The sequence below is a fragment of the Occultella glacieicola genome (genome assembly GCF_004353825.1).
Lineage (GTDB): Bacteria > Actinomycetota > Actinomycetes > Actinomycetales > Beutenbergiaceae > Occultella > Occultella glacieicola.
On the sequence record NZ_SMNA01000006.1, the window covers coordinates 118890 to 132746 of the forward strand.

The 13857-nt window shown below is 70.9% G+C and carries 15 protein-coding genes; 11 read left to right on the plus strand and 4 right to left on the minus strand.

Going from position 1 to position 13857, the window contains the following annotated elements; translation table 11 throughout:
- Window positions 1–29 precede the first annotated feature (29 nt).
- Window positions 30–671, minus strand: a complete 642-nt coding sequence (locus tag EXU48_RS24785) for a hypothetical protein (RefSeq protein ID WP_207947727.1) — start codon at window positions 669–671, stop codon at window positions 30–32.
- A 172-nt stretch (window positions 672–843) separates the two neighbouring features.
- Between EXU48_RS24785 and EXU48_RS13305 the strand changes: the two genes are divergently transcribed.
- The gene (locus EXU48_RS13305) at window positions 844–1296 is read left to right on the plus strand and encodes an Hcp family type VI secretion system effector (RefSeq protein ID WP_133108154.1); all 453 of its coding nucleotides are present in this window, start codon (window positions 844–846) and stop codon (window positions 1294–1296) included.
- 18 nt (window positions 1297–1314) lie between these two features.
- Window positions 1315–2097 (plus strand): putative protein N(5)-glutamine methyltransferase, encoded by a 783-nt coding sequence (locus EXU48_RS13310; RefSeq protein ID WP_207947728.1) that lies wholly within the window; start codon window positions 1315–1317, stop codon window positions 2095–2097.
- Between the two features lie 37 nt (window positions 2098–2134).
- On the opposite strand, the gene EXU48_RS13315 is transcribed toward EXU48_RS13310, so the two are convergent.
- Window positions 2135–2839 carry an alpha/beta fold hydrolase gene (locus tag EXU48_RS13315; protein WP_133108156.1) on the minus strand — a complete coding sequence of 235 codons (705 nt, stop codon included), beginning with the start codon at window positions 2837–2839 and terminating at the stop codon, window positions 2135–2137.
- A 166-nt stretch (window positions 2840–3005) separates the two neighbouring features.
- On the opposite strand from EXU48_RS13315, the gene EXU48_RS13320 reads away from it, so the two are divergent.
- The 7 genes from EXU48_RS13320 to EXU48_RS13355 are packed head-to-tail and all read left to right on the plus strand — an operon-like array spanning window position 3006 to window position 11298.
- A complete protein-coding gene (locus EXU48_RS13320) occupies window positions 3006–6218 on the plus strand; it encodes a hypothetical protein (RefSeq protein WP_133108157.1) in 3213 nt (1070 codons plus the stop codon).
- Window positions 6219–6662 carry a helix-turn-helix transcriptional regulator gene (locus EXU48_RS13325; protein ID WP_133108158.1) on the plus strand — a complete coding sequence of 148 codons (444 nt, stop codon included), beginning with the start codon at window positions 6219–6221 and terminating at the stop codon, window positions 6660–6662.
- A gap of 5 nt (window positions 6663–6667) precedes the next feature.
- A complete protein-coding gene (locus EXU48_RS13330; protein ID WP_133108159.1) occupies window positions 6668–7081 on the plus strand; it encodes a VOC family protein in 414 nt (137 codons plus the stop codon).
- A 19-nt stretch (window positions 7082–7100) separates the two neighbouring features.
- A complete protein-coding gene (locus EXU48_RS13335; RefSeq protein WP_133108160.1) occupies window positions 7101–9479 on the plus strand; it encodes an ATP-binding cassette domain-containing protein in 2379 nt (792 codons plus the stop codon).
- A 31-nt stretch (window positions 9480–9510) separates the two neighbouring features.
- On the plus strand, window positions 9511–10728 hold the full coding sequence (locus tag EXU48_RS24790) for a GNAT family N-acetyltransferase (protein WP_207947729.1): 1218 nt from the start codon (window positions 9511–9513) through the stop codon (window positions 10726–10728).
- A complete protein-coding gene (locus tag EXU48_RS13350) occupies window positions 10619–10894 on the plus strand; it encodes an ArsR/SmtB family transcription factor (RefSeq protein WP_133108447.1) in 276 nt (91 codons plus the stop codon). The genes EXU48_RS24790 and EXU48_RS13350 overlap by 110 nt, the downstream gene beginning before the upstream one ends.
- The gene (locus EXU48_RS13355) at window positions 10891–11298 is read left to right on the plus strand and encodes a VOC family protein (RefSeq protein WP_133108161.1); all 408 of its coding nucleotides are present in this window, start codon (window positions 10891–10893) and stop codon (window positions 11296–11298) included. The genes EXU48_RS13350 and EXU48_RS13355 overlap by 4 nt, the downstream gene beginning before the upstream one ends.
- Before the next feature lie 40 nt (window positions 11299–11338).
- Here the strand turns inward: EXU48_RS13355 and EXU48_RS13360 are convergent, their stop codons facing one another.
- Window positions 11339–11824, minus strand: a complete 486-nt coding sequence (locus EXU48_RS13360; RefSeq protein WP_165962806.1) for a GNAT family N-acetyltransferase — start codon at window positions 11822–11824, stop codon at window positions 11339–11341.
- Window positions 11825–11956: 132 nt separating this feature from the next.
- Here EXU48_RS13360 and EXU48_RS13365 point away from each other — a divergent pair, with 132 nt between their 5' ends.
- On the plus strand, window positions 11957–12826 hold the full coding sequence (locus EXU48_RS13365; protein ID WP_165962807.1) for a GNAT family N-acetyltransferase: 870 nt from the start codon (window positions 11957–11959) through the stop codon (window positions 12824–12826).
- Window positions 12827–12830: 4 nt separating this feature from the next.
- Here EXU48_RS13365 and EXU48_RS13370 read toward each other — a convergent pair whose 3' ends face one another.
- Window positions 12831–13343 (minus strand): GNAT family N-acetyltransferase, encoded by a 513-nt coding sequence (locus tag EXU48_RS13370; protein ID WP_268958168.1) that lies wholly within the window; start codon window positions 13341–13343, stop codon window positions 12831–12833.
- Between the two features lie 111 nt (window positions 13344–13454).
- Here EXU48_RS13370 and EXU48_RS13375 point away from each other — a divergent pair, with 111 nt between their 5' ends.
- The gene (locus EXU48_RS13375) at window positions 13455–13784 is read left to right on the plus strand and encodes a VOC family protein (protein WP_133108164.1); all 330 of its coding nucleotides are present in this window, start codon (window positions 13455–13457) and stop codon (window positions 13782–13784) included.
- The last annotated feature ends 73 nt before the right edge of the window (window positions 13785–13857 follow it).

Here is a 13857-nt window from a genome sequence, read left to right on the forward strand (position 1 = left end):
GGCGTGCCTGTCACGGGTCCCAGGAGCGCTCAGAGCAGGCTCGCCCGCCGGGATCCGAGCGCAGCCACGGCCCGCAACGTGACCTGGTGGCGGGTGGCCGCCGCGGTCACGGCCGTGTGCCAGAGGCGTTCGTAACCGCCCCGGTCGCCGCCATCGGGCCGCGCGATCGCGATGACGAGGCTGGCCGGCACCCGGTCCGGGCCCTGGGCCGCCTCCCGGAACTCCGCGAACAGCCGGTCCAGGTGGGCCCGCTCGGGCCGCTGCCCGCGCTCACCCAGCAGGAGCAGCAGATCGGTCATCGTGTCCCGTCCGTCCATCACGAAGCACCACACCGATGGTGAGCCCTCGACGATCAGGGCGCTGGTCGTCGTGGTCAGCACCGCCAGCAGGGCGGCGTCGTCCGGGATCGCCACCCCCGGACCGGGCATCGGGACGTGCACTCCGGCCGAGGTGGCTGCGGAGGGTTCGGTCACGTCCGGGACGGACCAGTCGCCGTAGTCGTCGTCGTCGTCAACGTCGTCGTCGACGTAGTCCCAGAGGTCATCGTCGTCACCGCCCAGGTCGTCATCCTCATCACCCAGGTGGCCGAGGTCGAGGTGGGCCAGTTCCTCGATCCACAGCTCGACGGTCTCAGGTTCGCTTCGCCGCTGCTCGTGCCCGCGCTCGCTCATCCGGCCACGATGGCCTCGGTCGGGCCCGCGGTCCCGGGCTCGTCAGCCGCCTGTGGAAAGGGCGGCACTTCAGCCCGCCTGTGGACGTGCAGTGGTCATACTGGTGTTCGACCGCCGACGGCCCCACTGCCGTCGCCGACGACATCCACGATCGGCGGTCGAGGAGGCGGTCATGGCGATCCAGGGCTATCTCAGGATCCAGGACATCCGTGGCGAGAGCGCCCGGGACGGCCACGAGGACGAGATCGAGTTGCACGGGATCGAGTTCGGCATGGCCGCACCGATCGACGGCGGGGCCGGGGGAGCGCGCCGGGGCCGGGTCACCCTCGAACCGATCCGGGTCGTGAAGCGCTACGACCGGTCGTCTGCGGCATTGAAGCAGGCACTCTTCCGCAACCAGGTCTTCCCCGAGGCCCTGATCGCGGTGCGCCGGACCGTCGATGGCGAGACGTCCGACTACCTCGTGATCACGATGACGGGAGCCAACATCATCGAGTACCACCTACGGCCCGGGGGCGAGCCGGACGTGCTGGAGGAGACCCTCGCCTTCAGCTACGCCGAGGCAACATTCGTGTATGACGGATCATATGAGGTGGCCCTGGAATCCCGACGTGGCGTCCGTTGACCCGAGCCGGTGCACTCGGTGAGCCCACCGAACACCGCCGAGGCCGCAACGGTGCTGCGGCTGCGGGCGGCCGGGTGCGTGTTCGCCGAGGACGAGGCTCACCTGCTGCACGAGGCCGCGACCGGTTCCGTCCACCTCGAGACGCTCGTCACTCGGCGCACCGGCGGCGAGCCGCTGGAGCAGATCCTCGGCTGGTCCGCCTTCGCGGGGCTGCGGATCCTCCTCGAGCCGGGGGTCTTCGTCCCGCGCACGCGCACCGAGTTCCTGGCCGAGACCGCCGCCGCCCTGCTGCGGCCCGGCGACGTGGCTGTGGACCTGTGCTGCGGCGCCGGGGCCATCGCCGCCGTTCTCGCGGCCCGGGTCCCCGGCCTCGACCTGCACGCCGCCGACATCCAGCCGGAGGCGGTGCACTGCGCGCGGCGCAACCTGGCCGGCCGCGGACAGGTTCACGCCGGGGACCTCTTCGGCGCGCTGCCCGCTGACCTGACCGGACGCGTCGGAGTGCTCGTCGCGAACACTCCGTACGTACCGACCGACGCGATCGCCCGGATGCCTCCCGAGGCGCGCGACCATGAGCCACACGTGACCTTGGACGGCGGGCCCGACGGCCTCGACGTGCAGCGTCGGCTGGCCGAGGGGGCAGGTCGGTGGTTGGCGCCCGGCGGGTACCTGCTCGTCGAGACGAGCAGCGCGCAGGGCCCGACGGCGGCCCGCATCTTCTCCGGGCACGGCCTCGTCGCGCAGGTGCTCACCGACGACGAGGTCGGTGCCACGGTGGTGCGCGGCCGCCGCCCAGGCTGACCGACATCGAGGTGCTCCCGGCGTGACGCCCGGTCGCTCAGTCAGTCGCGAGGGCGTCGACGATCGTCGCGCCCAGGTCGTCCGGGCGACTGAACTGGGGCCAGTGCCCGGTCGGCAGGTCCCGGTACTCGACCGAGCGGAGCCGCCCGAGTTCACGCACGAACGGGTGGTCCTGAGCCATCCAGTCCTTGAGCATGGCCGACGGGAACTCGCACGCGATCACGGTGGCCGGAACGTCGAGGCGCCGTTCGTCGGTCAGGTGCATCGGATCCTGCGCGACGTGCGCGGGCGTGGGGATCGCCCGGGCTCGGAACTCGGCTCGGAGCGCGTCGTCGAGGCCGACGAGATCAGCATCCTCGAACACCGACCAGTCCGGCAACGGCAGTTCGCCGCCGACCGTCGGGTACTCGTCGTTGATGACCGCGCCCTCGCCCGACGGTCCACTGTCCACGTAGATCACCCGCGCCACCCGGTCCGGTCGTGCGTCGACCGCGCCGTACGCGACGGCGCCTCCGCCGGAGTGCCCCACAAGCACCACGGGAGCCTCGGGGTGGGCGTCGATCTCCGCGACCACCGCAGCGATGTGGTCGGCGAGGGTGATCTGGCTGCGGTCGGTGTCCCGGGACTCCATGCCCGGGAGCGTCAGCGGGAAGCACGCATGGCCGGCCCGCTCGAGGTGTGGCACCACCGCCTCCCAGGATGCGCCGTCGAGCCAGAAGCCGGGGATCATGAGGATGTCCATACCGAGCACGGTACGGGCGGCCACCGACATTCGCCCGTGCGTGTGGTGGCCCGCCGGTGACCGGTGCGCCACGGCCGGGCGCTTCGCACCGGCTGCCCTTGTCGGAGGGGCACGCTAGATTCGCAGCACAGACACTCCGACGAGCGCGGATCACCAGGTCGGGAGCGTGACGATGCGCAAGAGGTGCCGGACCGGGCGGGACGGCCGACCGGAGCGGGTCCCCGTGTCGGTGCTCGAGTTGCGCGTGCACGGGATCGGGAACACGCCCCCGGCGGTGCTCCTCGACCTGCCTCCGGCCGAGATCCAGCAGTCGCGCGGGGACGCGCTCGGCAGCTTCTGGGTGCCGACGACCGCCGCGAGCGAACGGGATCGCGCCCTACCGCCGGCCGACGTCCACGCCATCCGGCCGGACACCCGCCGCGAGGCCTACTCCTGGGGCGCCATGGCCCGACTGTCCGCCATCCCCGGATGGGGTCTGATCGGATCGTTGGCCCGGGGCCTGATCCGGGTCGGCTGGACCGTCCTGGTCCCGTTCGGACTCGCCAACGTGGCGTACTGGACCCGGCGGCTACCGGATGCGTCCGCGGGCTGGCGGGCCGGGAACGGCGCCGCGAGCATCCGGGTGTTCTCCCTGCTGCTCACCTTGCTCTTCACGGCGTCGACGGCGTCGGTGACCCTCGGGCTGCTCGCCGGGCAGTGCTTCCCGGCCGCGCAGTCGGTGGCGGCCCCGGGTGTCGGCACGGAGGTCGAGGTGGGTCTCGCCTGCGCGCAGCTGCCAGGATTCCTGCAGGCCCTGGCCGGATGGGAACCGGGTGCGCGGACCGTGGTGTTCGCCCTGGTGCCGTTGGCGGCCGTGCTGGCGCTTTGGTTGATCTCCCTGACCGGTCAGGTCCGGTACGAGGAGCGGATGTCGGCGACATACGCGAGCCGGCCGGATTCGGACGGGAGCGGGATCCGAGGGAGCGGAACGGTCCCGGTGCCGCCGGGGGAGTCCGGGCCGATCCCGATCGCGCCCCGGCGGGTCCGGCCCGTGGTGGGTCCGGCTTCGGGGGTGCCGGTCCTGGCCACCCCGGGGTTCTGGGGCCACCGGCTGCTGACGGTCACCACTGCTCGGCTGCACCTCGCGGCCGCGGCCGCGCTGCTCACCGCGGTCCTCGCCTGGGACGGCGTGCTCGGTCCCGTGGCGGCGTGTCGGAGCCTGGCGAGCGTGCCGACCGGCGCATGCCTCGACGCGGGCGCGCGGCTCGCCGGCACCCGGCCGCTGCTGACCGGCCTAGGGGCCCTCGCGGTGGTGGTCCTGGCCTGGACCATCGCCCGGGTATGCATCGGATCCGAGGCGAGCCCGGACGTGGGCAGCGCCGGACGGACCCGGCGGCTCCAGTCCGGCTGGCTCCTGCTCGGCGCCCTGGCGGTGTTCGGGGGTGCGCTGCTGGTCACCTGGCGGTCCGAGGACCGTCAGGCCTCTGCGGGGTACGCCGGGCTCGAAGCGGTCCCCGTGGTGCTGGTCGCGGTACTCCTCGGGATCGCGGTCGCGGCACTGGGGTGGCGTGGCGGCCTGCGGCCGGGCCTGTGGGTGCCGCTGCTGGCGATCGGGACGCTCGGCTGTGGTGGATTCGCCTTGCTGCGCGGTACGGCGGACTGGGCCGGACTGCTGCTCGGTGGCGGGATCCTCGCGCTCCTGACGTTGGTCGCGGCGGTGGTCGTGGCACTGCGCCGGCCCCCCGGAGCCGGCGAGGGCTGGTCCGGCGGTGCACCCGGTGTCCTGCTGCTCCTGGCGGCGGGCGCGGCGATGATCTTCTCGACGCTCGTCGTGCTCGGGACGGAAACCTTCCTGAACGGTTCCGGGCCACGCGCACCGTTCGCCGTCGCGGCTGGTTCAGCGCTGATGCTCCCGACGGCGGAGCTCGCCCCGATCGGCGATCTGGCCCGGGCGCAGGCGGGCTGGCCGGGTGCCCTGGCGGCGCCGCAGGCCTACGCCGAATTCGGGCTCGCGACGCTCGTCACGTTGGCCGTCTTCGTGCTGGCGGTGATCCCACCCGCGCTGCGCGCGGTGTTCGGGACCCGGCGGGTGCCCGGTGCCCCGAGGACCTGGACCGGCCCTGGCACCGGGCCAGAGGCCGGGACCCGGGACGGGACAGGGAACCGGAACGGGACGGCGACCCGGACCGGGACAGCGACCCGGAACGGGACGGGGACACCGAACGGGACGGGCCGGGCGGGGACCGGGTCCGCGGCCGGGGGAGACGCGGACGCGCGGGCCGGCGACGGGGATCGCTCCGGCTATGGTCCGGCGGCCACCCAGGTCGAGCGGTCGCGGCGGGTGGCCGCGGCGATCCAGCGCGCCGAGCCGGTCGTCGGGTGGCTCGCGGGTGGTGCGGGCCTCGCGCTCGTCCTCACCCTGCTGACCAGGTCGCCCGGGTTGCCCGGGCCGCCGGGTGGGACGGGAGCCGCCGCGGACGGCACCGCCGACACCTCGGTGGTCGGCGTGGATCTGGTCGGGTTCGCGCTACCTCCGTGGGCGCTGCCGGCGGACGTGACCGCCTGGGCGGTCGCCGCCGTGGGAGCCGCAGCGGTCGCGCTGCTAGGGGCGATGCTGGCCGGCTCGATCGGTGGCGGCGCGCGACCCCTCGGGATCCTCTGGGACATGATCTGCTTCCTGCCCCGCGCCGCCCACCCGTTCGGACCACCCTGCTACGCGGAGCGAGTGGTTCCGGAGTTGCGGGGGCGGATCGACGCGTGGTTCGCGCCGACCCCGGCGTCGGACGACCCACGGGACCTCGTCCCGCCGGAACGGCGCCGGGTGGTGCTCTCGGCACACTCCCTGGGGGCGGTGCTGGCCGTCGCCGTACTGCTCGCGCGCCCGCGGGACGCGGCTTCCGCCCGGATCGGCCTGTTGACCTACGGCACCCAGGTGCGCGGGTTCTTCGGACGCTACTTCCCCGAACTGCTCGGCCACCCGGCCACCGGCAGCCCGCCGTGCCGGGCGCCCTCCTACGTGAGCGCCGATCCGTGGCACCGCGACGCGGCCAGTCCACTCGAGGGCGGGGCGGGCGCGCACACCCTCGTGGCCCTGCTGCGCGGGCCCCGGCCGGGCGAACCAGCGTGGGTGAACCTCTGGCGCCGCACCGACCCCCTCGGGCTTCCCGTCCACTCCTACGCCGGCAACGAGATCGACCGCGGCGCCGAGGAGCGCGACCGGGCCGGGTACCTGTTCGGCGTGATGGCCCACTCCGGCTACCCGCGCGCCTACGCCTACCACCGCGGGCTCGAGGAGGTCCTGACGCGGCTGTCCGGCGACCGGTCCGGCACCATCAGCGGTGCTCACCGCCGTCGCCGCCCCGGGTTGGGAAGGACGGGTGAACGTGGCAGGATCTCCTGAGTGTCCAAGGATGAGGCGGAGCGGCTGAACGATCTGAAACGCCTGCGGCGCATCCGCGACCGGATCGACCGCGAGTACGCCCAGCCCCTCAACGTCGAGGCCCTCGCGCGGGCCGAGTACCTGTCCTCGGGGCACCTGAGCCGCGAGTTCCGGGCCGCCTTCGGCGAGTCGCCCTACAGCTACCTGATGACCCGACGGATCGAGCGCGCGATGGCGCTCCTGCGCGTCGGAGAGCTCTCCGTGACCGAGGTGTGCTTCGCCGTCGGGTTCTCCTCCCTCGGCACATTCAGCACCCGGTTCACCGAGCTGGTCGGCATGCCACCGAGCACCTACCGCAGCGAGGAGGCCGGCCCGCCGGCCGGCATCCCCGCGTGCATCGCCAAGAAGGTCGCCAGACCGATCAGGAATCGAGAAGCGCCCGCGAGGGCGCCGGAACTAGCGTGAGGCTCATGGACATCACCATTCACCACGCATATCTCCCGCACACCGACCCCGAGGCCGCGCTCGCGTTCTACCGGGACACGCTCGGTTTCGAAGTTCGCAACGACGTCGAGTACCAGGGCCTGCACTGGCTCACCGTGGGCCCTCCGGGACAGCCGGACACCTCGATCGTGCTGACCCCGCCGGCCGCCGACCCGGGCATCACCGAGGACGAGCGCAAGGTCATCGCCGAGATGATGGCCAAGGGCACCTACGCGAGCATCAACCTCGCCACCAAGGACCTGGACGAGACCTTCGAGCGGGTGCAGGCCGGACCCGTCGGAGAGGTCGTCCAGGAGCCCACCGAGCAACCATGGGGGGTGCGGGACGCGGCGTTCCGCGACCCGTCGGGCAACATGGTCCGCATCTTCGAGAGCAAGTAGACGACCGTTGGAGACCTCGATGAACACCGCCGTGCACGCAGCCGACAGCCACGACCTGATCCGCGTGCACGGAGCCCGCGAGAACAACCTCAAGGACGTCAGCGTCGACCTTCCCAAGCGGCGCCTGACGGTGTTCACCGGGGTCTCCGGCTCCGGCAAGAGCTCTCTGGTCTTCGCCACCATCGCGGCGGAGTCCCAGCGACTCATCAACGAGACCTACAGCGCGTTCGTGCAAGGTTTCATGCCCGCCATGGCCCGCCCGGAGGTCGACCTGCTCGAGGGGCTGACCACCGCGATCCTCGTCGACCAGGAACGCATCGGCGCCAACCCCCGGTCCACCGTCGGGACCATCACCGACGCGAACGCGATGCTGCGGATCGTGTTCAGCCGGCTCGGCGACCCGCACATCGGCTCGCCGCAGGCCTTCTCCTTCAACGTCGCCTCGATCAGCGGCGCCGGCGCGGTGACGTTCGAGCGCGGTGGTGAGACGGTCAAGGAGCGGCGCGACTTCGCCGTCGTCGGCGGTATGTGCCCACGCTGCGAGGGCCGCGGCTCCGTCACCGACTTCGACCGCAGTGCGCTCTACGACGAGACGAAGTCCCTGAACGACGGTGCCCTCACGATCCCGGGCTACTCCATGGACGGCTGGTACGGACGGATCTTCCGGGGCTCCGGCTGGTTCGACATGGACAAGCCGATCGGCGAGTACACCACGAAGGAACTCGACAACCTGCTCTACAAGCCGGCCACGAAGTTGAAGGTCGAGGGCATCAACCTCACCTACGTCGGGCTGATCCCGCAGATCCAGAAGTCGTTCCTGGCCAAGGATGTCGACTCCATGCAGCCACACATCCGGGCGTTCGTGGAACGGGCCGTGACGTTCGCGACCTGCCCCGAGTGCGACGGCACCCGCCTCAACGAAGGGGCCCGCTCCTCGAAGATCGAGGGCATCAGCATCGCCGACGCGTGTGCCATGCAGATCAGCGACCTGGCCGACTGGGTCCGGGGGCTCGACGAGCCCTCCCTCGGGCCGCTCCTGCAGTCGCTGGGGGAGACCCTCGACTCGTTCGTCGACATCGGCCTGGGCTACCTCAGCCTGGCGCGGCCCTCGGGCACCCTCTCCGGCGGTGAGGCGCAGCGGACCAAGATGATCCGCCATCTGGGCTCCTCTCTGACGGATGTCACCTATGTCTTCGACGAGCCGAGTGTCGGCCTGCACCCCCACGACATCCAGCGGATGAACCGGTTGCTGCTGCAGTTGCGGGACAAGGGCAACACCGTTCTCGTCGTGGAGCACAAGCCGGAGGTGATCGGCATCGCCGATCACGTGGTCGATCTCGGGCCCCGCGCCGGCACCGCAGGTGGCGAGGTCATGTTCGAGGGCACCGTCGACGGCCTGCGCCACAGCGGCACCATCACCGGCAAGCACCTCGACGACAGGGCGAGCCTCAAGGACTCGGTACGGACGCCGTCGGGCGCTCTCGAAGTTCGCGGAGCGAACACGAACAACCTGCAGGGTGTCGATGTCGACATCCCGCTCGGCGTGCTCGCCGTTCTGACCGGGGTGGCCGGCTCGGGCAAGAGTTCGCTGATCGGCGGCTCGGTCGCCGGGCGCGAGAGCGTGGTGACGATCGACCAGACCGCGATCCGGGGCTCCCGGCGCAGCAATCCCGCGACCTACACGGGACTGCTCGAGCCGATCCGGAAGGCGTTCGCGAAGGCCAACGGCGTCAAGCCGGCCCTGTTCAGCGCGAACTCCGAAGGTGCCTGCCCGGCGTGCAAGGGAGCGGGGGTGGTCTATCAAGACCTCGGCATCATGGCCGGCGTCGCCACGACCTGCGTGGAGTGTGAGGGCAAGCGGTTCCAGGCGTCGGTTCTCGAGTACCACCTCGGCGGGCGGGACATCAGCGAAGTGCTCGCGATGCCGGTCGCCGAGGCGAAGGAGTTCTTCGCCGACGGCGAGGCTCGCATCCCGGCCGCCCACAAGATCCTGGTGCGTCTGGACGACGTCGGCCTCGGGTACGTGAGCCTCGGGCAGCCGCTCACGACGCTGTCCGGTGGCGAGCGGCAGCGCCTGAAGCTGGCCAACCAGATGGGTGACAAGGGCGATATCTACATCCTCGACGAACCCACCACCGGCCTGCACCTGGCCGACGTCGACCAGTTGCTGGGACTGCTGGACCGGCTCGTGGACTCGGGCAAGTCGGTGATCGTCATCGAGCATCACCAGGCGGTCATGGCGCACGCCGACTGGATCATCGATCTCGGGCCGGGGGCAGGGCACGACGGCGGAACGATCGTGTTCGAGGGCACGCCGGCCGAGCTCGTGGCACAGCGGTCGACGCTGACGGGGGAGCACCTCGCCGACTACGTGGGCGAGGCAGAACTGGTCTCCTGAGACCGACGGTGGTCCTTGCGGGCGGAGCGTCGTGGGCTGGATCCGGCAGCGATGCGCTGGATGCGGTTCAGGAATGCCTCCTACCGCCTCGGACAGGGTCACCTTCGACCGTGCCAGGGACCTGGCTCGCCGCCACGGCTGGCGTGAGAAGGCCCTGATCTACCTCACCCGTCGGCCCGATGAGATCCTCGTGCTGGAGCACACACACGAGTACCCGGACGCCGGCGTTCAGGTTCCGGCCGGCGGCGTCGACCCGGGTGAGGAGCCGGCTCAGGCGGCCGTGCGGGAGTTGCTCGAGGAGACCGGGCTGCGCGTGTCGGGCCCGGCTGAGTACCTCGGTTCCCACATCTGGCATGACGAGGCCGCGCCGTCCCGCGTGCGCCACTACTACCGGCTACGTGCGCCGCTGACGACGCCGGACCGGTGGGAACACATCGTGAGCGCGGGGACCGATGACTCCGGGATGGTGTTCCGGCTGGTCTTCCGGCCCCTGCGCGAAGCGGGCCTGACGCCGGGGTTCGGCTGGGACGGTGAGCTGGGGTCATTGGTCGGGGTATCCGAGCCCGGCGGCGCCGACCGCGAGCTCCGCACGGAACGGCTCGTGCTTCGAGTGCCCACGGAGCACGACCTTCCTTCGATCCTCCAGCTGCATCAGCAGGACCTGTCGATCCTTCACAACCCGGGAGACCGTCTCGCCGATGCTGTCCAGGCCCGGGACCTGCTCGCCCGCTGGCAGCGACAGTGGCGCGACCATGGGATCGGCTACTGGATGGTGGCACTCCGGCACGACTCGGGCATCATCGGGGTCCGCGGCGTGAAGTCGATGACCCTCGGCAGCCGGCCGATCATGAACCTGCTCTACCGGTTCGATCCGAGCGCCTGGGGCATGGGTTATGCCACGGAGGCGGCCCGGGCGGCGGTGGCACGCTCACGCGCCCTGCACCCGTCGCTGCCGGTGGTGGTGCGAGTGCGTCCGGCCAATCGGGGGAGTGCGAGGGTCGCACTCAAAGTCGGGCTCAGGCGGGAGCCGGACCTCGACGAGCCCGGTGAGGACGGCATCGATCACATCTACGTGGGGTTCGTGACCTCGACGTTTGACATGCAAGATGCCGCTTGCCTATGCTGGTCGCGTGGTCGATGTGTTCCGTGCCCTCGACGACGAGACGAGGCGTCTCGTCCTCGACCAGTTGGCGGCGCGCGACGGGCAGACCCTCTTCGAGATCTGCACGGTCCTGGCGGCCCGACATGACGTCAGCCTGACGCGCCAGGCGATCTCCCAGCACCTCGGCGTCCTCGAGGAGGCCGGGTTGATCAGGACCGAACGCCGCGGGCGCTCCAAATACCACTACTTCACCCCAGCACCGCTCGCGGAGATCACACGGCGGTGGCCGATCGGACCAGGGACCCCATCATGAGGATCGAACTGACCAGCATCTTCGTCGACGACCAGCGCGCCGCGCTGGAGTTCTACACCGGCGTCCTCGGCTTCACCAAGCGTCACGACATCCCGCTCGGGGACAACTTCTGGCTGACGGTCGCCTCGCCGGAGGCTCCGGACGGTCCCGAACTGCTCCTGGAGCCCGCGGACCACCCGGCGGCACGCGCGTACCGGGACGCGCTCGTCGAGGATGGCATCCCGCTCGTCCAGTTCGCCGTCGACGACGTCGGGGCCGAACACGTCCGCCTGAGCGAGCATGGCGTCTCCTTCACCCAGCCGCCCACGGATATCGGCACCGCCGTGGTCGCGGTCTTCGACGACACCTGCGGGAACCTCGTGCAGATCGTCGAGGTCAAGCCGGAGCCGGAGCCCGCCTCCTGACCTGGGCGCAGGGGAGCGGGGCCGGATCGAACCTGCCGGTTCACGCTCCGTCGGGGACGTTCCACAGCAGTTCGGGACTGTGCTCGAATCCTGCACGCTCATACATCGGCACCGACAAAGGCGATGCGTGGACGGTCACGTGCTCACACCCGCGGCGGCCGGCCTCCTGCAGGACCGCTGCGACGAGCCGGTTCCCGATGCCGCGTCCGCGGAACTCCCGCAGCACGTAACAGGACTGCAGGTCGCCGTTGACTCGCTGCATCCGGTCCGGCGCCGGGACGCGTTCGAGAAGGGCCAGCCAGGCCATGCCGACCGCTGCGTCCGACGACCGAGCGATGAATGCGACGTGCGAGTCGGCGCGGGCGCGGGCCCAGGCGACGGCGGCTGCGACATAGTCGTCATGACTCGGCAGGTTCGCGCCGCCGTAGGGCTGGCCGTGGACCCAGTGCCACCGCAGGGAGGCCACCTGGCCGAGTTCGTCAGGGCGAGCCGGCCGCACCTCGACCTCATGTGTGGATTCGGTCACGCCCATCATCGTCGCAGACCGACTCGAGGCACCCGCCTGTGCAGGCGTGCCCGGCGACCATATTCACGAGCCCTCACGAGGCGCGCACCGGTACGTTCCAGCGAGGAAGTGACCCATCGGGAGGAGAGTGACGTGTCCGTCAGGGAGCTCCGTGCCACCGGTCAAAGAGCCCAGGAACTGGCAACCTGCCTATTACAGCGCGCCCGACGGGCCGATCCGACGGCGGGCCTCTGGGAGGCCGCGGACGTCCAGTGGTGGTGGCGCAGCCCACGGAGCTCCGACGACGTCGAAAGGGTCTTCTGGTTCGACGACGACGGACCCCTGGCCGGCGTGCTGCTCTCGAGTTGGGCGGGTGGCCGGACCTGGCAGTGCGACCCGGTCGTCGTGCCCGGCACGACCGGGCCTTCCCCCGAGTTCGTCTGGGACCGAGCCCTCGATCACGCCGCGACGCACGGGTCGAACGGGTTCGTGGTACCCGTGCGCGATGACGACGCGACCTTCGTGGCCCTCGCGAACCGCTCGGCGCTCACGCCCGGGGACCATGACCGCACCGCCTGGATGGCACCGGTCGACCGGCCCGCCGTGCCGCGGCCGGCCGAAGGATTCGTGCTCACCGATCGCACCCAGCGGCCGGAGGCCCCCCACCCCATGCGTGAGCGCAACGGCGACGACGTCGCAGATCGACTCGGGCAGTGCTCGCTCTACGACCCGGAACTCGATCTCGCCGTGGAGTCCACCGGCGGGCAGCTCGCCGGGTATGCCTTGTTCTGGTTCGACCCGGTCACCCTGGTCGGCCTCGTGGAACCCGTGCGCATCGAGGACGAGTTCCAGCGACGTGGCCTCGCCCGGGCGATGGTGTCTGCCGGGGTCGACCGCCTCGTGGCCAGGGGTGCCGAACGGATCAAGGTCTCCTACGAGACGGAGGCCGCGGGCTCGCTGTATCTGGGCGTCGGGTTCGAGCAGGAATCGACGGCGACCTGGTACCGGTCGCCAGACGAGTAGGGCGTCAGACCTTGCGTTCCGCGGCGGCGTCCACATCGCGCTCGTAGCGCAAGAGCTCCGGGTTCGGCGCAAAGGTGCTATACGTGCGGTCGCCCGTCGAGCGCCACCCCAGCCGCTCGTAGAACGCGCGGGCCCGACTGTTGCCGGTGAAGACCCGCAACCAGGCACGAGTGACGCCGTGGTGGCGCATCTGTTCGAGAACCTGGGCGTGGGCACGCTGGGCGGCTCCGCTGCCCCAGCGTTCGATAGCGATCCCGAAGTGGAGGAACTCCTCGTGCCTGATGGCGGCGAATCCGATCACCTCAGCACGGTCCACGACGACGAACGCGTCGATCTCCGGTGCGTCGATCTCCGCGCGCCATCGTCGCGCGATGTCATCGCGGGGGAACGGAAAGGCATCCTGTGGAAACACCGTCTCGAGGATCACGATCGTGCCGGGCTCCTGGACGGCGATGACCTGGGGCACGTCCCCGTCGGTCATCGGTCGCAGGATCACCGTGGCCGCATCGTCGGACATGCTCGGAACCCTCTCACGCTCCGGCGCCCCCGACGCGGTACAGGTTCCCGGCGGTGGGTTGCAGGTGCACCCGCGTTGCGGCAGCGGGCCGGCGAGTCCTACGTTTGGCACATGGTTCGCATCGGAGCAATCGTTCTGAACGTCTCCGACCGCCGCCGCGCGGCCGCATTCTGGAGTCAGGCCCTGGGTTACGAGTCGGCGGCCAATCCTGACTTCCTCGTGCCGACCGATCCTCATGCACCGAGACTGCACCTGGACGAGGATGACCGCACGCACCTGGACCTCTGGGCCGCGGACGAGGACGAACAGCGCACCGAGGTCGAGCGACTGATCGCGCTCGGTGCGCGGCGGGTCGACTGGGAGTATCCGCCGGACGCGGACTTCGTGGTCCTGGCCGACCCGGATGGCAACCTGTTCTGTGTGATCAACTGCGGAGCCTGAACGGGCACGCTGCCGCCGACGGTTCCAGCTCCGGCCGGCTGGAGCGGCGCTGCGCTCTCGGCTAGCGTGATGT